Annotated in this window: 21 protein-coding genes and 1 tRNA gene; 17 read left to right on the top strand and 5 right to left on the bottom strand. The window is 67.9% G+C overall.

Features of this window, described 5'->3' with window-relative positions:
• The first annotated feature begins 19 nt into the window (after window positions 1-19).
• On the top strand, window positions 20-445 hold the full coding sequence (locus ASD59_RS04660; RefSeq protein ID WP_055828986.1) for a hypothetical protein: 426 nt from the start codon (window positions 20-22) through the stop codon (window positions 443-445).
• Between the two features lie 177 nt (window positions 446-622).
• Window positions 623-2,770, top strand: coding sequence for a sodium-translocating pyrophosphatase (locus ASD59_RS04655; RefSeq protein WP_055828984.1), 2,148 nt, complete (start codon window positions 623-625; stop codon window positions 2,768-2,770).
• A 106-nt stretch (window positions 2,771-2,876) separates the two neighbouring features.
• Here the strand turns inward: ASD59_RS04655 and ASD59_RS04650 are convergent, their stop codons facing one another.
• Window positions 2,877-3,353 carry an outer membrane protein assembly factor BamE gene (locus ASD59_RS04650; RefSeq protein WP_055828981.1) on the bottom strand — a complete coding sequence of 159 codons (477 nt, stop codon included), beginning with the start codon at window positions 3,351-3,353 and terminating at the stop codon, window positions 2,877-2,879.
• Window positions 3,354-3,436: 83 nt separating this feature from the next.
• Between ASD59_RS04650 and ASD59_RS04645 the strand changes: the two genes are divergently transcribed.
• The 7 genes from ASD59_RS04645 to ASD59_RS04615 all read left to right on the top strand — a co-directional run bounded on the left by ASD59_RS04645 (window position 3,437) and on the right by ASD59_RS04615 (window position 7,569).
• A complete protein-coding gene (locus tag ASD59_RS04645; RefSeq protein WP_235561718.1) occupies window positions 3,437-3,970 on the top strand; it encodes a ubiquinol-cytochrome C chaperone family protein in 534 nt (177 codons plus the stop codon).
• The gene (locus ASD59_RS04640) at window positions 3,967-4,479 is read left to right on the top strand and encodes a YceD family protein (RefSeq protein WP_055828978.1); all 513 of its coding nucleotides are present in this window, start codon (window positions 3,967-3,969) and stop codon (window positions 4,477-4,479) included. The genes ASD59_RS04645 and ASD59_RS04640 overlap by 4 nt, the downstream gene beginning before the upstream one ends.
• A gap of 93 nt (window positions 4,480-4,572) precedes the next feature.
• Complete coding sequence (gene plsX, locus ASD59_RS04635) at window positions 4,573-5,649, top strand: phosphate acyltransferase PlsX (protein WP_156376927.1); 1,077 nt, start codon at window positions 4,573-4,575, stop codon at window positions 5,647-5,649.
• A complete protein-coding gene (locus ASD59_RS04630; RefSeq protein ID WP_055828976.1) occupies window positions 5,646-6,623 on the top strand; it encodes a beta-ketoacyl-ACP synthase III in 978 nt (325 codons plus the stop codon). Before plsX ends, ASD59_RS04630 begins: the two co-directional genes overlap by 4 nt.
• 75 nt (window positions 6,624-6,698) lie before the next feature.
• Entirely contained in the window at window positions 6,699-7,007 is a 309-nt protein-coding gene (locus ASD59_RS04625) for an integration host factor subunit alpha (protein ID WP_055828963.1), read from the top strand.
• A 5-nt stretch (window positions 7,008-7,012) separates the two neighbouring features.
• Window positions 7,013-7,438 (top strand): MerR family transcriptional regulator, encoded by a 426-nt coding sequence (locus tag ASD59_RS04620; protein ID WP_055828960.1) that lies wholly within the window; start codon window positions 7,013-7,015, stop codon window positions 7,436-7,438.
• 54 nt (window positions 7,439-7,492) lie between these two features.
• Window positions 7,493-7,569 (top strand) — tRNA-Pro (locus ASD59_RS04615).
• Between the two features lie 65 nt (window positions 7,570-7,634).
• Here ASD59_RS04615 and ASD59_RS04610 read toward each other — a convergent pair.
• Entirely contained in the window at window positions 7,635-7,841 is a 207-nt protein-coding gene (locus ASD59_RS04610; protein ID WP_055828958.1) for a DUF2842 domain-containing protein, read from the bottom strand.
• Between the two features lie 2 nt (window positions 7,842-7,843).
• The gene (locus tag ASD59_RS04605) at window positions 7,844-8,095 is read right to left on the bottom strand and encodes a hypothetical protein (protein ID WP_055828955.1); all 252 of its coding nucleotides are present in this window, start codon (window positions 8,093-8,095) and stop codon (window positions 7,844-7,846) included.
• 134 nt (window positions 8,096-8,229) lie between these two features.
• On the opposite strand from ASD59_RS04605, the gene ASD59_RS04600 reads away from it, so the two are divergent.
• On the top strand, window positions 8,230-9,297 hold the full coding sequence (locus ASD59_RS04600) for a COX15/CtaA family protein (RefSeq protein ID WP_055828950.1): 1,068 nt from the start codon (window positions 8,230-8,232) through the stop codon (window positions 9,295-9,297).
• On the opposite strand, the gene ASD59_RS04595 is transcribed toward ASD59_RS04600, so the two are convergent.
• Together ASD59_RS04595 and ASD59_RS04590 are read right to left on the bottom strand one after the other, a co-directional pair.
• Window positions 9,266-10,678, bottom strand: a complete 1,413-nt coding sequence (locus tag ASD59_RS04595) for an alkaline phosphatase PhoX (RefSeq protein ID WP_055828949.1) — start codon at window positions 10,676-10,678, stop codon at window positions 9,266-9,268. The two genes, ASD59_RS04600 and ASD59_RS04595, sit on opposite strands and share 32 nt — an antisense overlap.
• 973 nt (window positions 10,679-11,651) lie before the next feature.
• Window positions 11,652-12,158 carry a phasin family protein gene (locus tag ASD59_RS04590; RefSeq protein WP_055828945.1) on the bottom strand — a complete coding sequence of 169 codons (507 nt, stop codon included), beginning with the start codon at window positions 12,156-12,158 and terminating at the stop codon, window positions 11,652-11,654.
• 289 nt (window positions 12,159-12,447) lie between these two features.
• On the opposite strand from ASD59_RS04590, the gene ASD59_RS04585 reads away from it, so the two are divergent.
• The 7 genes from ASD59_RS04585 to ASD59_RS04555 all read left to right on the top strand — a co-directional run bounded on the left by ASD59_RS04585 (window position 12,448) and on the right by ASD59_RS04555 (window position 19,057).
• On the top strand, window positions 12,448-13,866 hold the full coding sequence (locus ASD59_RS04585; RefSeq protein ID WP_235561717.1) for a serine hydrolase: 1,419 nt from the start codon (window positions 12,448-12,450) through the stop codon (window positions 13,864-13,866).
• 71 nt (window positions 13,867-13,937) lie between these two features.
• Window positions 13,938-14,504: a hypothetical protein gene (locus ASD59_RS04580; RefSeq protein ID WP_055828941.1), complete on the top strand. Its 567-nt coding sequence runs from the start codon at window positions 13,938-13,940 to the stop codon at window positions 14,502-14,504.
• A gap of 197 nt (window positions 14,505-14,701) precedes the next feature.
• Window positions 14,702-15,091 (top strand): 30S ribosomal protein S6, encoded by a 390-nt coding sequence (gene rpsF, locus ASD59_RS04575; protein WP_055828937.1) that lies wholly within the window; start codon window positions 14,702-14,704, stop codon window positions 15,089-15,091.
• 12 nt (window positions 15,092-15,103) lie between these two features.
• On the top strand, window positions 15,104-15,379 hold the full coding sequence (gene rpsR / locus ASD59_RS04570) for a 30S ribosomal protein S18 (RefSeq protein WP_055828934.1): 276 nt from the start codon (window positions 15,104-15,106) through the stop codon (window positions 15,377-15,379).
• A 1-nt stretch (window position 15,380) separates the two neighbouring features.
• On the top strand, window positions 15,381-15,965 hold the full coding sequence (rplI, locus tag ASD59_RS04565; protein ID WP_055828932.1) for a 50S ribosomal protein L9: 585 nt from the start codon (window positions 15,381-15,383) through the stop codon (window positions 15,963-15,965).
• Window positions 15,966-16,121: 156 nt separating this feature from the next.
• The gene (locus tag ASD59_RS04560; RefSeq protein ID WP_055828929.1) at window positions 16,122-18,584 is read left to right on the top strand and encodes a TonB-dependent receptor plug domain-containing protein; all 2,463 of its coding nucleotides are present in this window, start codon (window positions 16,122-16,124) and stop codon (window positions 18,582-18,584) included.
• Window positions 18,585-18,679: 95 nt separating this feature from the next.
• Window positions 18,680-19,057 carry a hypothetical protein gene (locus tag ASD59_RS04555; RefSeq protein WP_055828926.1) on the top strand — a complete coding sequence of 126 codons (378 nt, stop codon included), beginning with the start codon at window positions 18,680-18,682 and terminating at the stop codon, window positions 19,055-19,057.
• Window positions 19,058-19,110: the final 53 nt, after the last annotated feature.

The following is a 19,110-nucleotide window of genomic DNA, read 5'->3' as shown; positions in this document are numbered from 1 at the left end:
TGGCGGTCAACATGCGGGGATGCGCCGTCGCGATCTCATTGCAGCTTCCGCCGCCCTGCCGGTTCTCTCCGCGGGGAGCGACGCCCTCGCCGGCGAGCGACCAGCGGCGGGAGGCGCCAGCATCAGCATGCCGGGCGTGGGCTTGCCGATCATCGCGGGGGGGCGGCTGCGAAACTATGTCTTCGTCTCGCTGCGCCTGCATCTGGGAGGGTCCGCCACGCCCGAATCGATGCGACCGAAAGAGGCTTTCCTGCGCGACGCCTTGGTGCGCGCGGGGCACCGGACGCCCTTCACCGTGCCCGACGACTGGCGGGTCATCGACACCGCCGCCCTGTCAGCCAGCCTGATGCGATCGGCCGCTACGATAGCCGGACGCGGCTCGGTCACCCGGGTCGAGATCGTGAGCCAGGCGCCCCGCCGCCGGACGGGCGTAACCGCCGGCTGAACTTCGTTCACCAACGCTGTTGCGTCGGCCCCCGGCATTTGGCACGTTTCCGCCGCAATTCCCCAAGGACGCAACATGCGTCCGGTGCGCACGGGGGGACCGGAAGGCGGACAGAGGCGAATAACGCCCGCCGCGCCAAGGAACCGGGCGCCTGAACACACAGGGTTTGGAAACGCCATGAGTAACTATCTGTGGCTGGTCATCGCCGCAGGCGCGCTGGGAGTCCTCTACGGGCTGATCCAGACCGCCGCGTTGATGAAGGCCAGCACCGGCAACGACAAGATGCGCGAGATCGCCGCGGCGATCCAGGAAGGGGCCTCGGCCTATCTGCGCCGCCAATACACCACCATCGCCATGGTCGGAGTCGTGATCCTGATCGCGGCCTGGCTGCTGATCGGGCCCTATGCGGCCATCGGCTTCGTCATCGGCGCGGTGCTTTCGGGCCTGGCCGGTTTCGCCGGCATGCTGATCTCGGTCCGGGCCAACGTCCGCACCGCACAGGCGGCCTCGGAAAGCCTCGCCAAGGGTCTGGACCTGGCCTTCCGGTCGGGCGCCATCACCGGCATGTTCGTGGCGGGCGGCGCGCTTCTGGGCGTGGCCGGCTACTACGCCTTCCTGACCGCCGGCGCGGGCTTCGAGAGCACCAGCCGCGAGGTCATCGACGGACTGGTCGCCCTGGGCTTCGGCGCCTCGCTGATCTCGATCTTCGCCCGCCTCGGCGGCGGCATCTTCACCAAGGGCGCCGACGTGGGCGGCGACATGGTAGGCAAGGTCGAGGCCGGCATCCCGGAGGATGACCCTCGCAACGCCGCGACCATCGCCGACAACGTCGGCGACAACGTCGGCGACTGCGCCGGCATGGCCGCCGACCTTTTCGAGACCTATGCGGTGACCACGGTCGCCACCATGGTGCTGGCGGCGATCTTCTTCCGCGACCAGCCCTATGTCGAAACCATGATGCTGCTGCCGCTGGCCATCTGCGCCATCTGCGTGGTGACCTCGATCATCGGCAGCTTCTTCGTCCGTCTGGGCAAGAAGCAGAACATCATGGGCGCCCTGTATCAGGGCCTGATCGTCACCGGCGTCCTGTCGGTCGGCGCGGTCTGGTGGGTCATCACCCAACTGGTCACGGGCCCCGTCACGACGACCAGCGGTCTGGTCATCGAGCCGATGAGCCTGTTCTGGTCCGGCCTTGTCGGTCTGGGCGTCACCGCGGCCATCGTGGTGATCACGGAATACTACACCGGCTCCAACTTCCGCCCGGTGCGCTCGGTCGCCAACGCCTCGGTTTCGGGCCACGGCACCAATGTGATCCAGGGTCTGGCCGTTTCACTGGAATCGACCGCCCTGCCGGCGCTGACGATCATCGTCGGCATCATCGCCAGCTACCAGCTGGCGGGCCTGTTCGGCATCGCCATCGCCACCACGACCATGCTGGGCGTGGCGGGGATGATCGTGGCTCTGGACGCCTTCGGTCCTGTCACCGACAACGCCGGCGGCATCGCCGAGATGGCGGGCCTGCCCTCGGACGTGCGCCACGTGACGGACGCCCTGGACGCCGTCGGCAACACCACCAAGGCGGTCACCAAGGGCTATGCGATCGGTTCGGCCGGCCTCGGCGCCCTGGTGCTGTTCGCGGCCTATACGTCGGACCTGCAGTATTTCTCGGCCAACCCTGACGTCTATCCGTTCTTCGCCAACATGCGCGAGGTCGCCTTCGACCTGACCAACCCCTACGTCGTCGTCGGCCTGCTGTTCGGCGGGCTGCTGCCCTTCCTGTTCGGCGGCATGTCGATGATGGCGGTCGGTCGGGCCGCTGAATCGGTCGTGGAAGAGGTCCGCCGCCAGTTCCGCGAGAACCCGGGGATCATGACCTATGAGGTCAAGCCCGAGTACGGCCGGGCGGTCGACATCCTGACCAAGGCGGCGATCCGCGAGATGATCGTGCCGTCGCTGCTGCCGGTGCTGTCGCCGATCGTGCTGTTCGTGGCCATCCTGTTCCTGTCGGACAAGGCGGATGCGTTCGCGGCCCTGGGCGCCATGCTGATGGGCGTGATCGTGACCGGCCTGTTCGTGGCCATCTCGATGACCTCGGGCGGCGGCGCGTGGGACAACGCCAAGAAGGTGATCGAGGAGGGATTCACCGACAAGAACGGCGTCGTCCACGGCAAGGGCTCCGAGGCTCACAAGGCCGCGGTGACCGGCGACACCGTCGGCGATCCCTACAAGGACACCTCCGGACCGGCGGTGAACCCGATGATCAAGATCACCAACATCGTCGCCCTGCTTCTGCTGGCGGTGCTGGCGAGCGGCAAGATCGTCTGAACCTGATCGGCCTCTCCGGTTCGCCGGAGAGGCCGTCTGTCCTGAAACGAAAGAGGCCCCGGAGATCGCTCTCCGGGGCCTTCTTTTTATGTCGTCGGCCTTGGCCCTATTCGCGGCGCTGCTGGCCCGGCGTGTCTTCGTCGGTGCGGGGCAGCTGGCCGCGGCCGACGTTGCCGAGCAGCTGCTCGAGGATCGTCAGTTGGCGGCCGCGGGTCGGCGTCTCGCGACCGTTCATGGCCACGACCTGGCCGTCCTCAAGCCCGAGGTTGTTGACCGCCGACACCTGACCGGCGTCGTTGAAGGTGATCTCCGTCACCGAACGCTGGGTCACGTGGGGGCGGTTATAGGTGTATTTCTCGGTGACCTGGCTGATGTAGTACCAGATGCTGTCGCGCTCGAAGGTCGAGGTCGTCGAGGGCGTGCCCAGCTTGGTCAGCACGGTCTGCTTGGTGTCCGTGCCGGCGACGATGTCGGTGGGCCGGGCGTCGATCGCCTGGAAGCCGTTCTGACCCACCACGGGGGCGCACGCGGCCGTGAGAGCCGCGACGGACAGAGCAGCGATAACGAGCTTCGAACGGACCATTTGCGGCGCCTGCGACTTCAACAAGGTCTTTGACCTAACCGGACCCGAGCCTTAGTTCAACGGCGCGGCGGAAAAGGGGCCGCATGATCATGCTTCAGAATCTGTTCCGAACCCGTCCCCGAGAGCGTCTCGGCCAGCCACTGTATGAACTGGCGGTGCGCCAGGCCCGCCGGCCCGGCTTCTACACCACGCTGGGCGTCGCTGACCGGATCGATGCGCGATTCGAGCTCTACACCCTGCATGTGCTGCTGCTGGTCATGCGTCTGCGCGATGAGGGCGAGCGGGGGGCGGAGGCCGGGCAGGCCCTGTTCGACACCTATGTCTCGGCCCTGGACCACGCCCTGCGGGAGCTGGGCGTCGGAGACATCTCGGTGGGCAAGAAAATGCGCAAGCTGGGCGAGGCCCTGTACGGCCGGATGACCGCATACGAGGGACCGTTGCGCGACGGCGACGCCGCCGCCCTGTCCGCCGGTCTGGCGCGTAATGTCTACGAGAGCGACGATCCCGCGGTCGGCGCCGCGCTGGCCGCCTATGCCCTGGCCAGCCGGGCCCGTCTGGCGGCGCAGGATTTCGATGCGGTGGCGGCGGGTCCTGACTGGGCGGAGATTGATCAATGAGCGTTCCGAGCCTTCCCTATAGCGAACCGGTCCGCCTGCATCAGGTGCCGGGCGGCGTGAAACGCACGCTGGAGCCCGACGCGGCGGCCCGGGCGAGGATCGCCAAGGCGCTGGACCTGGCGTCGCTCGACTCGTTTACGGCCGAGATTGATCTGGCCCGCGTCGACGCCGGCTGGCGGCTGTCCGGCCGGGTGCGCGCCAGCCTGGCCCAGACCTGCGGCATCACCCTTGAGCCGCTGCCTCTCGAGGTGGACGCGCCGTTCTCCCTGACCCTGGCCGAGGCGGTCGACGAGGATTCCGACGAGATCGTCATCACCCTGGACGACGAATCGTCGGATCTCATCGAGGACGGCCAGATCGACCTGGGCCAGTATGCGGTCGAGCAACTGGCCCTGCGGCTGGATCCGTTCCCCCGCAAGCCCGGCGCCGAGTTCGTCCAGCCCCCGGAACCCGCCGAAATTTCGCCCTTCGCCGTGCTGAAGCAACTCCGGCCCTCCGACGAAGGTTGACGCAGCGGCGGCGCGGTTGCATCCCCCCGGGGCGGCGCTATCGTCGCCTTACTGACAAGCGCCGAACGCACGGCGCGACGGAGTCGAAACGGCTTGTCATCCCCGATCCTGATTTCGCTCGACGCCATGGGCGGGGACCACGGTCCATCGGTCGTGGTCGGCGGCGTCCGCGACTACCGCAAACGCCACGGCGGCGAGGGCGTGCGTTTTCTGCTGCATGGCGACGAGACGGCGATCCGGGCCGAGATGGCCCGATGCGCGCTGACGGAAGACGTCTGCGTCGTCCGCCACACCGACAAGGTCGTGGCCATGGACGAAAAGCCCGCCCAGGCCATGCGCCGCGGCAAGGGCTCCAGCCTGTGGAACGCCATCGAGGCGGTGAAGCTGGGCGAGGCGGGCGCCGTCGTATCGGCCGGCAACACCGGCGCCCTGATGGCCATTTCCAAGCTGCTGCTCAGGATGTCGGCGCCCGGCCTGGAGAGGCCGGCCATCGTGGCCGGCTGGCCGACGCCGCGAGGCGTCACGGCCGTGCTCGACGTCGGCGCCAATGTCGAGAGCGACGCGGCCCAGCTGGTCGAGTTCGCCATCATGGGCGAGGCCTTCATGACCGCCGTCCACAGGATCACGAAGCCGACCATCGGCATCCTGAATGTCGGCTCCGAGGACATGAAGGGCCACGAGGAGGTGCGCGAGGCGGCGCGTCTGCTGCGTGAGGGCGGCTTCGGACTGGACTATTTCGGTTTCGTCGAGGGCACGGACATCGCCAAGGGCACGGTGGATGTGATCGTGACCGACGGCTTCACCGGCAATATCGCGCTGAAGACGGCCGAAGGGGTGGCCAAATTCATCGCGGGGCTGATGAAGGAAGCACTGAGCTCAAGCCTGACGTCAAAGGCCGGCGCGCTGCTGGCGATGCCGGCGTTGAAGCGTATGAGCCGGAAGATCGACCCCAACGCCAACAACGGCGGGCCTCTGCTGGGCCTCAACGGGATTGTCGTGAAAAGCCACGGCGGGGCGACGGCGGGCGGCTTCGGCGCCGCTATCCGGGTGGCGGTCGAACTGGGCCGCAGCGACTATCTGACCAAGGTCAGCGCGAGCTTCAACCGGCTGACCGCCGTCATGGAACAGCCGTCCGAGCCCGCGGAACCGGCCATGGAGACTCCCCAGTGAGCGTCATTCGCAGCGCCGTGACCGGCGTCGGCTCATTCCTGCCGGAACAGGTCGTGACCAACGCGGACCTGGCGAAGATCGTCGATACTTCCGATGAATGGATTCAGGAGCGGACAGGCATTCGTCAGCGACACAAGGCCCGCGACGACCAGCCGACCAGCGACCTCGCGGTCGAGGCGGCGAAGAGAGCTCTGATCGACGCCGGCCGGACGGCTGCGGAGATCGACCTGATCATCGTCGCCACGACCACCCCCGACATGACCTTCCCGTCGGTCGCCTCGATCGTGCAGCGCAAGATCGGCGCCCCGACCTGCATCGCCTTCGACGTCCAGGCCGTGTGTTCAGGCTTCGTCTACGCTCTGAGCGTGGCGGACGGCTTCGTCGCCCGGGGCCTGGCGAAATGCGCCCTGGTGATCGGCGCCGAGGAAATGACCCGGCTGATGGACTGGACCGACCGCTCGACCTGCGTGCTGTTCGGCGACGGCGCCGGCGCGGTCGTCGTCGAGCCGCGCGAGGGGCAGGGGACCAAGGAGGACCAGGGTCTGCTCGGCTTCGCCCTGCGTTGCGACGGCACCAAGACCGACCTGCTGTACGTCGACGGCGGCCCGGCGACCACGGGGACGGTCGGGCACCTGCGGATGGCGGGAAACCAGGTCTTCCGGCACGCCGTGGTCAATATCGCCGAGGCCATCACCGCCGCCTGCGCCGCATCGAACATCGAGATCGCTGACGTCGACTGGTTCGTGCCCCACCAGGCCAATCAGCGCATCATCAAGGGCGTGGGCGACCGGCTGGGGCTGGATGAGAACAAGGTGATCTCGACCGTCGCCATGCACGCCAACACCTCGGCCGCCTCCATCCCGCTGGCTCTCGACGCCGCCATTCGCGACGGCCGCATCAAGCGCGGCGATCTGGTCCTGCTGGAGGCCATGGGCGGCGGTCTGACCTGGGGCGCCTGCGCGTTTCGTCTGTAGGGCGTATTTCCGGCTTTCCATTTGACGACGCTTGCCCTTTTATGTCGCCGACCGACCTTTGGAGGGGAGCGGACCTTGGCCGAACACCAGACCCTGACACGCGCGGACCTGTGTGAAGCGGTGCATGAGGAGGTCGGCCTGTCCCGACAGGAATGCTCGTCGCTGGTCGAGCGCACGCTCGAGCTGATCATCGAGTCGCTCGAACGCGGCGAAACCGTCAAGCTGTCGGGCTTCGGTGTCTTCCAGGTGCGCGAGAAGCGCGCCCGGATGGGGCGCAATCCGAAGACGGGCCAGCCCGCCGCAATCCATCCGCGCCGCGTGATCAGCTTCCGCGCCTCGCAGATCATGAAGGGCCGGGTTCACGACGCCGTCGTGAACGCCTGACGCCCGTGGCCAAGAGCCCGAACGCCTTCCGGACGATTTCAGAAGCCTCCGACGAGGTCGGCGCGCCCCAGCATGTGCTGCGCTTCTGGGAGACGAAATTCGTGTTCCTGACGCCGCTGAAGCGAGCGGGCGGGCGGCGGTTCTATCGCCCGCAGGACATCGTCGTGCTCAAGGCCGTCAAACGGCTGCTGCATGAGGAAGGCCTGACCATCAAGGGCGTGCAGCGGCTGCACAAGGAGCAGGGGCTCAAGCGCCTCGCCCATTACGGCGACCCCGAGGGAACGGTGACCTTCGAGCCCGAGGGCGCCGCGCCGGCCGGGGATTCCGCGCCTGTCGCGAGCGCGCCGTCGACCATCCGCCTGCGTCAGGTGCTGGCCGAACTGGAGGGCGCGCGGGCCCGGCTGGAAGCGGTGCTGTCGAGAAGCGCCTGAGGGCTGCTTTTTCGGTTTGCGGCGCCGCCAACCCCGTCTATAGGGAGCGCCTCTCGGAGCGTGGCGCAGCCTGGTAGCGCACTTGACTGGGGGTCAAGGGGTCGCAGGTTCGAATCCTGTCGCTCCGACCATTTTCCTTGCGAAAATCGGTTGGTTGAAGGGGTCGTCTCAGGACGGCCCCTTTGCAATTGGGCCGTCACTTCTTTCCGGAACCGCCTTCGGCCCAGCGGAACAGCGGGTAGAGGGGCACGCCCCAGCCGATGCCGGCGACGGCGTAGACCAGCAGGTCGATCAGGGGCGACGGCGGCAGCAGGCCCCGGATCGCGATCGCGCCCCAGATCCAGACGACGAGAAAGGCGACCACGCCCAGCATGGCGACGAAGCGGCGTGTCCGCGGACTCATGGTCAGCGCTTGCTCCGGAACAGGAAGAAGCCGCCGAGGGCCAGGGCCGAGGCGGTAAGGGACCAGACGACCCAGTCCCACTCGTCCATGGTGCCGATGGCGAAGACGCGGATGGCCAGGAACCAGCCGGCGACGGCGGCGACGCCGGAGACCAGCGAGGTGGCGAACAGGCCGCGGCGGCCGGTGACCAGGTCGGCCAGCCAGGCCAGGGCGAAGGCGCCCACAACGGCGATGGCGATGTCGGCGTACTGCAACGGCCTCTCCTGACTTGCGGCGATGCGACGCCGAAAAGCGACTCGATCTCGCCGCGCCGGGCGGGCATACCGCTCAATCCGGCGTCGGACCAGTGACGCGCCGGCACTGTAACGGTCGGGACGGCGGGCGTCGAATGAAGCGTTTCATCGGGGGCGATCAGAGCCGGGCCGTCGCCATCTGGCTGTTCATCTGCGCCGTGCTGGTGTTCGCCATGGTGGTGGTCGGCGGCGTGACCCGCCTGACCGGCTCGGGCCTGTCGATCACCGAGTGGAAGCCGATCATGGGGGCGCTACCGCCGATGAACGCGGCGGACTGGAACGCGGCCTTCGAGAAATATCGCGCCATCCCGCAATACGCCCAGGTCAACGCCGGCATGAGCATGGGCGAGTTCCAGGGGATCTTCTGGTGGGAGTGGGCGCATCGGTTGCTGGGGCGGCTGATCGGGGCCGTCTTCTTCCTGCCGTTCGTCGTGTTTCTGCTGCTGCGCAAGCTTCCGCGCCGGCTGATCGGGCGCTGCGCCGTGCTGCTGGCGCTGGGCGGGCTGCAGGGGTTCATCGGCTGGTGGATGGTGTCCAGCGGCCTGTCGGAACGGGTCGATGTGGCGCCCGAGCGGCTGGCGACGCACCTGGGGCTGGCGCTGCTGATCTTCATGGGCCTGATCTGGACGGGGCTGGAGGCCTGGAACGGCGAGTCGCATTCGCGCGCGCCCCAAGGGTGGAGCCGGGGCGCGGCGATCCTGCTGGGCGCGGTCTTCGTGCAGTGCCTGCTGGGCGGGCTGGTGGCGGGGGCCAAGGCGGGGTTCGTCTACACCGACTGGCCGATGATGAACGGGGCGGTGCTGCCGCCGGTGGACTGGGGCAGGGGCGCGCTGGCGGTCCTGCACGACCAGGCGCTGGTTCAGTTCAATCACCGGGTCTGGGCCTATGCGTTGCTGCTGGGAGGCACGGTCTATGCGGTGCAGGCGTGGCGCTGGCGGCTGGCCGAGGGGCTGGGCGTTTCGGCCTTCGTGACAGCGGCCGTGCTGTGGCTGCAGGCGCTGCTGGGCGTGGTCACGCTGGTCCACGCCACGCCGCTGTGGCTGGGCGCGCTGCACCAGGCGGGGGCGGCGCTGGTGCTGACGGCGGCGACGGTGAACCTGTGGCTGGTCCGCAGATCGCAGGCGCGGCTGTTTACGTCCGGACCGAGGTCCAGGGGCCTCTGATCGCGAAGGTGATGCCCGGGTACTGGATGTTGACGAACAGCACCTGACCGTCCGGCGAGAACACGGCGCCGGCGAACTCGGAATTGCCGGTGAAGACGTTGCGGGCGATCGTGTAGAGCTTGCCGTCGGGAGTGACGCCCTTCACGTGGTTGCGGATCTCGTCCGAATAGTTGTCCTCGCAGACGACCAGATGGCCCCACGGCGCGACGCAGAGGTTGTCGCCCATGTTGATGGTCTTCTCGTCGGCGCTTTCGACGAACAGCTGGATCCGGCCCGGGCGCAGCCGCTCGCCGACCGAACCCTCGAAGCGCGAGGGGACATAGCGCAGGATCTGGCCGCGCTTGATCGGGCCGCCCGAGGTGGCGGTCAGATACAGTTCGTCGTCGCCCCAGAATACGCCTTCGCCGCGCGACACCAGGGTGGCGCCGGCCGCGTGGCCGCGCCGGCGCAGGTCGTTGGCGGGGCTTTCGACGTCCTCGAGATCGATCCAGACGACCTCGCGCCAGTCGCCGACGGACCAGATGCGGGTCTCGTGGTTGGAGGAGTCCGATCCGCGGGCGTCGCGGAAGGCCATGGCCTGAAGGCGGCCGCCCTCGATCAGCTTGCCCGGGGTCTTCGGGATGAAGCGGTAGAACAGGCCGTCGACCTTGTCCTCGGTCAGATAGACGATCCCGGTGCGGGGATCGATGCAGACCGCCTCGTGGTCGAAACGGCCCATGGCCCTGAGCGGCACGGGGTCGGCGAGGCCGGTTCCGTCGGCGGGCACCTCGAAGACATAGCCGTGCGCCCTGGCGACATCGGCGTCGGCGGGCGTGGCCTCGGTCTCCTCGCAGGTCAGCCAGCTGCCCCAGGGCGTCTGGCCGCCGCAGCAGTTGGTGCTGGTGCCCGAGAGCGAGAGGAACTGGCGCACCGTGCGCCGGGTCTCGAGGTCATAGATCAGGGTGGTCGTGCCGCCGGGCAGGGGACGGCCGTCCTTGTACGTGTCATAGCCCCGGGCGGGGTCCAGCAGGCCCAGGCGTTCCTGATGGAAACCGCCGGGGCCGAGGTTGCGGTGGAGGCCGCTGGAACTGCCCAGTTCATGGTTGCGGACGAGGGCGATGCGCGGCCCGTCGAGGGGGAAGCAGCCCATGCCGTCGAACTGGCCGGGGACGAACAGGCCGTCGTCCATGGTGTCGCCGGCCTGGGAAATGACCTGGTAGGAGAAGCCTTCCGGGAGGTCGAGCAGGCGGTTGGGGTCGCGGATCAGCGGGCCGTAGCCGATGACCTCGTTGATATAGGTCTCTTCCGTCGCGGCGGCCTGGGCCTCGACGCTGCGGGCCAGGCCGGCGAAGGCGAAGGCCGCGGCAGAGCCGGCGATCAGATCACGACGATGGGGGCGCATGGAGACTCCGGAGTGTGGCGACGCTTATGACGGGGGCGGGCGTTGCGGTCATCATGGTTCTGTGACGCAGGCGTGCGTCTTCGCCGCTTCCGGAGAARCGGTTGGGGAGGTCGCGGAGCGCGGGCGGCTAGCCCGGAACCGRWATGTGGCCCCCTGCTTTCGCGTTACGGGGACCGGACTGTGTTTTCGGCGTCGCCGCCTTCGCTCCGCGCGACCGGTTCACGCAAGCCGACGGGGGCGGGCTTCATCATGGCGGCCTGCGGGGCTTGTGGTGTTTTNTGTGTTTTCGGCGTCGCCGCCTTCGCTCCGCGCGACCGGTTCACGCAAGCCGACGGGGGCGGGCTTCATCATGGCGGCCTGCGGGGCTTGTGGTGTTTTCCCACCCCGRCCTTTTCGCCGCTTTCATCCCTGTCCGTCATACGCTCGCGACGGGCGGAAGGCGTCCAGGCCTCCCGGGCCCCGGGGTTTCGACCCCCCGGGCAGTCCGCCGACCCCACGCCCCCGATTATTCCACAAGCCGCAGGGTTCAAGCCGCGCAAGGGTCCGGGCGACGATTCCGGGACGACGTTTCCCGCTCGTTCGCACCCCGCCGCACGTTGATGGCCCTGGCGCCAGACGCCCTCCCCCGCGACGGGATGCAGATAGTATGCGGCCGCCGGGAGGGGGTGCTGACAATAGAGTTTGAGAAAAGCGGAAGATGTTGAACAGGCGCGATATTTTCCCGCCAACCCGACTATAGATCCGGCGAGCAGCGTCACGCGATCGCACCCCTCACCGTGCATCCCCGCGAAGGCGGGGACCCAGGTTTGAGCGACAGCCAGTCTGGCTGAGGTAACCGGCGCTCATTCAGGCATCGGCGGCGGGGCCAAAGCCTGGTCCCGCCTTCGCGGGGATGCGCGGATCAGGGGGGACAGCAAAAAGCCCCCGGCGTTTCCGCCGGGGGCCCTTCGATACGCTTACTGAATTCTCAGGCTTAGCGGGCGGCCTGGAACTTTTCGACCGAGGCGGTGACGCGCTCGTTGATCGGCTTGAAGCTGTCCTTGACCGAGGCGGTCAGGACGTCCGTCGCGCGGGTGACTTCGGCCAGATAGGCTTCGGTCGCCGACTTGGCCCAGGTCGTCTGCAGCTCGAGCAGCTCCTGGATCGAACGGGCCTGCGACATCGACTGGGCGGCGGCGACGCCGTCTTCCCACGACTTCCTGGTGAAGGCGACGCCCTGGGCCGAGAGGGTCTCGACGCCCTTCTGGGCGGCGGCGGCCGAGGCGGCGAGGGCTTCCAGGTTCTGCTTGCCCTGGGCGCTCAGCTCGCTGATGCCGGCGGCCGACTTGTCGGCGACGTCGCGGAACGCCTTGGCGCCGGCGGCCTGCGCCTGCTCGGCATTCGCCTGGAACGTGGCCTGGGCCTTCTCGGCCGAAGCCTTGACGGTGTTGGCGGCGGTCTCGACGGTCTTCTTGACGGTCTCGGCGGTGTTGTCAGCCATGATGATCTCCTGAAACCTGTGCGCGGTCGGGGGACCGCCTGGAATGTCTTGTGCGAGGAGCCAGTCCATCGCGACAGGCCGGTATATGGTGCAAGTGCGAAGAGAGGTCAAGAGTTTTTGTGCGCTGCACAATAACTTCACACCCGCCGGCGCGCCTGAGAGGCGAAGCGGCTTCACAAATCCGTTGACGGCTTGTTTACCCTCACGAAACCCCGATGACGCATGTTAGCCTTTCGTCAGCGTCGCGTGGTGGGGCCGCCGTCGCGCTAATGTCTTGTGAGGCCTGCCTTTGTCGATCTCCGTCCTGATCCGCCGCGGATGGCTTTCGTTGCTGCTGGTGGCCGTCCTGGCCCTGACGCCGACGACCGCCCCCCTGGTCGCCCAGTCCTCGGACAACGCGCGTTACGCCGCCATCGTCGTCGACGCCGAGTCGGGCGAGGTGCTGTTCTCGCGCTTCGCCGACAGCCGCCGTTTCCCCGCCTCCATCACCAAGGTCATGACGCTGTATCTGACCTTCGAGGCGTTGAGCGAAGGCAAGGTCAAGCTGGACGACGTCCTGACCGTGTCGTCCCACGCCGCCAGCCAGCCGCCGTCCAAACTGGGCCTGGGCGCCGGCGAGACCATCAGCCTGGACAACGCCATGCGCGCGACCGCGGTGCGCAGCGCCAACGACATGGCCGTGGCCCTCGCCGAGCATGTCGGCGGCTCGGAATCCCGCTTCGCGGCCCGCATGACGGCGAAGGCGCGCGAGCTGGGCATGACCCAGACCCAGTACGTCAACGCCAACGGCCTGCCCGACAGCCGCCAGATCACCTCGGCCCGCGATCTCGCGGTCCTGGCCCGCGCCGTCATGCGGGATTACCCGCAGTATTACCGATATTTCGGCCTGCACGACTGGGCCTACAACGGCCGTGAATACCGCAACACCAACGGCCTGCTGCGCGGCGGCAATGGCTATGACGGGATGAAGACCGGCTACACCAACGCCTCGGGCTACAATCTGGCGGCGTCGTCGGTGCGGGACGGCAAGCGGCTGATCACCATCGTGCTGGGCGGTCGGTCGACCGCCAGCCGCAACGCCCATGTCGCCGCCCTGATGGACACCGGCTTCGATGTCGAGCGCGCCCGGGCGCGCGGGGAGACGATCCAGATCGCCCAGACCTATTTCGAATCGCGCGGCTTCGGCGTCGGTCAGGAGCCATCGGGCGGAATCGAATACGCCTCGGTCGCCACCGAGGACGGCGCGGCCGACGTCGGCTCCGAAGGCGTGGCCTATACCGCCCTTGCCGCCGCCCAGCCGCAGCCCTTGCGAGTCACGCCGGCGCCGTCGGAGACGCGCCCGCCCGCCCCCGTCCAGCGCGCCGAGGCGCGAACCGGGGACCTGACCGCTTCCCTGAACGGAGCCGTCCCGTCCCGCGCGCCGGCCCCGCCGCGCGCCGCCGCCGCCCGCCCGGCCGCCCGGACGCCCGCCGGGGCCTGGTCGGTCCAGGTCGGCGCCTTCCGCGACGAGGCGGTGGCCAGCAACTGGCTGACCGAGGTCAACCGCCGCTTCCGCACCCAGTTCGCCGCCGCCGAACGCACGGTCCAGAACGCCGAAGGCTGGTACCGGTCGCGCTTCACCGGCATGACCGAGCAGGCCGCCCAGGGCGCCTGCGCCGCCCTTGCCGAGCGCCGCGTCACCTGCATGGTCATTCGCCCCCAGGGATAGGGCCGTCGACCAGGGATTGGCCGAGGCGATGAAAGCGACCTAATCTCGCCCGACACGGTTCGGGGAACGGGATGAGCGCGTTCGAATACACCTCGGTGATGGCCTCCATCATCGTCGGTCTGGCGCTGGTCGACATCCTCGTCAGCCTGAACCGGCTGATCCGCGCGGGCGGCTCGGTGCGCTGGCACTGGGCCGCGCCGGCGACGGCCCTTCTCGTCTCTCTGACCATCATCCAGATCTGGTGGAGCCTCTACACCCCCCGGGACACGGCCATGACCATCGGCCAGTTCCTGCCGCTGCTGGTGGAGCTGGTGATCCTGTTCCTGCTGGCCGCCGCCGCGCTTCCCGACGAGATTCCGGTCGGAGGGATCGATCTGCGGATCTATTACGACCGCAACGGCCGCTATTTCTGGAGCCTGTTCACCGCCGCGCTCGGTTGGCTGATCGTCCTGGAAGGCGCCGAGGTCGTGGCCAACGGCGAAGGCGTCGGACGCCTGCTGGAGACCCGTCTGGTCGATCTGGCCGTGCTGGCGGTGTTCGCCTCATTGATCTTCGTGCGGCGACTCTGGTGGCACGCCATCGCCCTTTGCCTTCTGGCCACGGGCCCGATCGGCTGGCTGTCGAAGAGTCTGGGCTGAGACCGCGGCCGGCAATCCCGCCGCGGCTTGCTCCCTCGCCCCTTTTCCCCTATACGCGCCGCCTTTCCAGGGCTTCGGTCCCGGTCGCGGAGCTCCAAAGGGTTCGGGAAGTCATCCCGGCCGCCGCATCGGGATCCATCGTGGGAGAGGACTTACCCGGTCCCCTCGCGCCGACGCCCACCAAGGGAGACTACCGCATGGCTCTTTACGAGCACACGGTCATGTCGCGCCAGGATATCAGCGCGCAACAGGCCGAAGCGCTGAACGACACCATCAAGGACCTGATCACGCAAGGCGGCGGTTCCGTCGCCAAGATCGAGTACTGGGGTCTGCGCAACCTGACCTATCGGGTCAAGAAGAACCGCAAGGCGCACTATTCGCTGCTCGCCGTCGACTGCCCGCCCGCCGCCATGGCCGAAGTGGAACGTCAGCTGTCGATCAACGAAGACGTGCTTCGCTGGCTGACCGTCCGCGTCGAGGAGCTCGACCTGGAGCTGTCGCCGCTGCTGGCCCGCCGTGAGCGCGAGCGCGAGCGTGAGCGCGAGCGCACGCCGCGTGAAGACGCCGCCGCCGAAGCCGTTGAATAGGGAACCCGGAACATGACCGACACCACCGCCCCCTCGCCGGGCGCGCCGGCCGGCTCCGGCCCCGCCCGCCGCCCCTTCTATCGCCGCCGCAAGGTGTGCCCGTTCACGGGCCCGCAAGCGCCGAAGATCGACTACAAGGACGTCAAGCTGCTGCAACGCTACATCAGCGAACGCGGCAAGATCGTCCCTTCGCGCATCACGGCCGTTTCCCAGATCAAGCAGCGCGAACTGGCCAAGGCCATCAAGCGCGCGCGCTATCTGGCCCTCCTGCCCTATGTGGTGAAGTAAGATGAAGGTCGTTCTGCTTGAGCGCGTCGATAATCTCGGCGCCATCGGCGACGTCGTGTCCGTCAAGGACGGCTTCGCCCGTAACTTCCTTCTGCCGCGCGACAAGGCCCGTCGGGCCACGTCGGCGAACCTGAAGGCCTTCGAACTCGACCGCGCCGCCATCGAGGCCCGCAACGAGAAGAACAAGGCCGACGCCGGCACGATCGGCGCCAAGATCGACGGCCAGACCTATGTCATGATCCGGCAAGCCGGTGAGACGGGTCAGCTGTACGGTTCGGTCGCCGCTCGCGACATCGTCGAGGCCGTCGTGGCCGAAGGCGGCAAGATCGAGCGCAGCCAGATCGTGCTCAACACCCCGATCAAGACCCTGGGCGTTCACGAGATCACCGTGCGTCTGCACGCGGAAGTCTCGGCCACGGTCAAGATCAACATCGCCCGCTCGGCCGACGAAGCCGAACGTCAGGCGAAGGGCGAGGACGTGATCAAGGCCGCCTACGACGAGGACCGCGAAGCGGCCCTCGAACAGGCCAAGGACATGGTCGCCGGCGGCGCCGGCCAGCAGGAGGGTCTGGGTTCGGAAGCCTGAACCCGGCCTGACGGCTGAAGACAAAGGGGGCGCGTCCAGCCGGGCGCGCCCCTTTTTGATTCAGAACAGATGACCGATCGTTCGCGACCCGATCATGCTTGACCTGCGCCACGCCGCAACCCAGCATGCATGATCATTTTGCGACGGGGGCCTGTCATGCATATTTTATCCACACGCGCCACTCTTCTCGCCTTCACCTCGGCCGGCGCACTGCTGGCCTGCCCGCTGGCCGCCTCGGCGCAGCAGGCGACGCCCGCTCAGGATGAGACGGAAATCGACGAGGTCATCGTTACCGGCACGCGCGTGGCCGGACGGACCCGGCTGGACACCATCGCTCCCGTCGACGTGATTTCCAGCGAGACCCTGGAACGCCAGGGATCGACCGAACTGGCCCAGGGACTGTCCAACCTGGCTCCGTCCATCAGCTTCTCCCGCCCCTCGATCACGGACGGCACCGACACGGTCCGTCCCGCGACGCTTCGCGGCCTGTCGCCCGACCAGACGCTGGTGCTGATGAACGGGATGCGCCGGCACGCCTCGGCCCTGGTCAACGTCAACGGCTCGATCGGCCGGGGATCCGCGGCCGTCGATCTGAACGCCATCCCGTCCATCGCCATCGACCGCGTCGAGGTGCTGCGCGAAGGGGCCTCGGCCCAGTACGGCTCGGACGCCATCGCAGGCGTCATCAACCTGCGTCTGCGCGAGGCGCGATCGGGCGGCGGCGCGGTCTTCACCCTCGGGCAGTATTTCACCGAGTTCGCCACCGCCCGTCTGCCGGCGCGATCCGAGGAAGACGGCCAGACCTTCACCGCCGCCGGCTGGCAGGGGCTGCCGCTGGGCGCGGAGGGCTTCCTGACCGTCTCGGCCGAGTATCGCGATCGCAACCCGACCAGCCGCGGCGACCTCGATCCGCGTCTGGCCCCCCGCCCGGCCCGGATCACCAGCCGCTATGGCGACCCGGAAACCACCGACGCCACGATCTATCTGAACGCCGGCGTCCCGCTCCGGAACGACTTCGAGCTGTACGGCTTCACCGGCTACCAGCACCGCGAATCCGAAAGCGCGGCGACGCCGAGGACCTGGAACAACCCGAACAACGACCTCACCGTCTATCCGGAAGGCTTCCTGCCGATCATCGCGCCGACGGTGGACGACTTCACCGCCGCGGCGGGCATTCGCGGCGCTGTGGCGGGCTTCGACGTGGACCTGAACCTGGTGTTCGGCAGCAACGAGGTCGCCTACCGCGTCGAGAATTCGCTCAATGGATCCCTCGTGCCCAATTCGCCGACCAGCTTCGACGCCGGCGGCCTTGCGTACGACCAGTTCGTTCTGGGTCTCGACGTGGTGCGCCGCTACGACGTCGGCCTGTTCGAACCCCTGAACGTCGCCTTCGGGGCCGAAGCCCGCCGCGAGCATTTCGAAATCTTCGCCGGCGAGCTGGCCTCCTACCAGTTCGTCCCGGGCCGCCCCGGCGCCGGCGCGGGGTCCCAGGGCTTCATCGGCTTCCGACCCTCCAACGAGGTGGACGAGAACCGCCATTCCTTCGGCCTCTACCTCGACGTCGACGCCCAGATGACCGAGCGGCTGAACCTGAACGCGGCGGTCCGGTTCGAGGACTTCTCGGACTTCGGCAACACCACCACGGGCAAGATCGCCGGCCGCTACGACTTCAGCGACAGCTTCGCCCTGCGCGCCGCCGCCTCCACCGGCTTCCGCGCGCCGGCGCTGCAGCAATCCTATTTCACGGCGACCGCGATCAACTTCATCGTCATCGGCGGGGTCAGCACGCCGGTCGAGGTGACCACCTTCCCCGCGACGGATCCGATCGCCCAGTCGCTGGGGGCCCGTCCGCTCGAGCCCGAGGAATCGACCAACTATTCGGTCGGCATGGTCTTCCACAGCGGCCCGTTCGAACTGACCATCGACGCCTACAAGATCGAGATGACGGACCGCATTGTCCTGTCCGAGAACCTGCTGGGCGCGCCCACGGGCAGCCCCACCGCCGTCGCCATCTACAATCTGCTCAACCCGCCGGGATCCGGCGGTTCGGTCGGCGGCGGGCGCTTCTTCATCAACGGCGTCGACACCACCACCGAGGGCGTCGACATCGTGGGCCGCTATCGTCACGACTACAGCGACACGGGCCGGGTCGATTTCACCCTGGCCGCCAACCTCAATACGACCGACGTGACCCGGGTGCCCGCCATCCCCTCGGGCGTGCCGATCCCGAACCCCCCGGTGCTGTTCAACCGGATCAATGTGCTGACGATCGAGGAGGGCACGCCCAAGGAGAAGATCGTGTTCAGCGCCGATCTTTCGGACGGCCCGTTCGGCGCAACGCTCAAGCTCCAGAGCTACTCGGATGTCCTGCACCCGTTCAGCAACACCGACCCGGCCTTCGACGTCCACACGGGCGACAAGGTCCTGCTGGATTTCGAGGGCCGCTACCAGTTCAATGAGCGGGTCGGGCTCGCCATCGGCGTCAACAATGCGACGGACGAATATCCCGACCGCACGGCAGCCACCATAAACACCAACGGCGCCCTGGCCTTCTCCGGCTATTCGCCCTTCGGCTTCAACGGGCGCTTTGTCTACGCCCGGCTTGGCCTGAGCTGGTAGGTTCCGACGGGGTGCGGCGGTTCCCGCCCGCACCCCCGTCGACCGTTGTTTCGCCACGAATTGCCGGTCAAGCTGCCGGTATCGGAGGGAGAAACATGACACGCATCCTGCTGACGGCCGGCCTCGCGCTGGCCATGGCCGCGAGTTCGGCGACAGCCCAGTCGGGCATGACGCTCGACACATTCGTCACGCGCGCGAACCGGATTCCGCTCAATCCGACGGCCATGCTGCGCCCCGACGCCCATCGCCTGAAGGGCGAGGCGGAACGCGCGTTCCGTACGGTCGGAAACGAGATCGAGGCGGCCCGCGCGGCAGGGCGATCCCCGCCCGCCTGTCCGCCTTCGCGGATCAGTCTGAATGTCGGCCAGATGCTGGCCTTTCTGAACGGAATACCCGAGGCCCGCCGCCAGCGCATGACCGTCACCGACGGCATCCGCAGCTGGATGGCCTCACGATATCCGTGCGGAGCCTGAGCCGTTAACTGATCCGCCTGCGGAATTCGCCGCCGTCCACAGCGGTCCGAATC

The sequence above is a fragment of the Brevundimonas sp. Root608 genome, from assembly GCF_001427825.1.
Classification (GTDB): Bacteria; Pseudomonadota; Alphaproteobacteria; order Caulobacterales; family Caulobacteraceae; genus Brevundimonas.
The sequence above is the reverse complement of the archived record's forward strand: the minus strand, read 5'-3'. Positions and strand labels throughout refer to the sequence as shown.

Coding starts and splice junctions, on each gene's coding strand:
- rpsF (WP_055828937.1), top strand. CDS start 14,702: ATGGCTCTTTACGAGCACACGGTCATGTCGCGCCAGGATATCAGCGCG.
- ASD59_RS04595 (WP_055828949.1), bottom strand. CDS start 10,678: ATGCGCCCCCATCGTCGTGATCTGATCGCCGGCTCTGCCGCGGCCTTC.
- ASD59_RS04600 (WP_055828950.1), top strand. CDS start 8,230: ATGAAGCGTTTCATCGGGGGCGATCAGAGCCGGGCCGTCGCCATCTGG.
- ASD59_RS04645 (WP_235561718.1), top strand. CDS start 3,437: ATGATCATGCTTCAGAATCTGTTCCGAACCCGTCCCCGAGAGCGTCTC.
- ASD59_RS04655 (WP_055828984.1), top strand. CDS start 623: ATGAGTAACTATCTGTGGCTGGTCATCGCCGCAGGCGCGCTGGGAGTC.
- ASD59_RS04560 (WP_055828929.1), top strand. CDS start 16,122: ATGCATATTTTATCCACACGCGCCACTCTTCTCGCCTTCACCTCGGCC.
- ASD59_RS04590 (WP_055828945.1), bottom strand. CDS start 12,158: ATGGCTGACAACACCGCCGAGACCGTCAAGAAGACCGTCGAGACCGCC.
- rplI (WP_055828932.1), top strand. CDS start 15,381: ATGAAGGTCGTTCTGCTTGAGCGCGTCGATAATCTCGGCGCCATCGGC.
- ASD59_RS04640 (WP_055828978.1), top strand. CDS start 3,967: ATGAGCGTTCCGAGCCTTCCCTATAGCGAACCGGTCCGCCTGCATCAG.
- ASD59_RS04610 (WP_055828958.1), bottom strand. CDS start 7,841: ATGAGTCCGCGGACACGCCGCTTCGTCGCCATGCTGGGCGTGGTCGCC.
- ASD59_RS04660 (WP_055828986.1), top strand. CDS start 20: ATGCGCCGTCGCGATCTCATTGCAGCTTCCGCCGCCCTGCCGGTTCTC.
- ASD59_RS04555 (WP_055828926.1), top strand. CDS start 18,680: ATGACACGCATCCTGCTGACGGCCGGCCTCGCGCTGGCCATGGCCGCG.
- ASD59_RS04650 (WP_055828981.1), bottom strand. CDS start 3,353: ATGGTCCGTTCGAAGCTCGTTATCGCTGCTCTGTCCGTCGCGGCTCTC.
- rpsR (WP_055828934.1), top strand. CDS start 15,104: ATGACCGACACCACCGCCCCCTCGCCGGGCGCGCCGGCCGGCTCCGGC.
- ASD59_RS04580 (WP_055828941.1), top strand. CDS start 13,938: ATGAGCGCGTTCGAATACACCTCGGTGATGGCCTCCATCATCGTCGGT.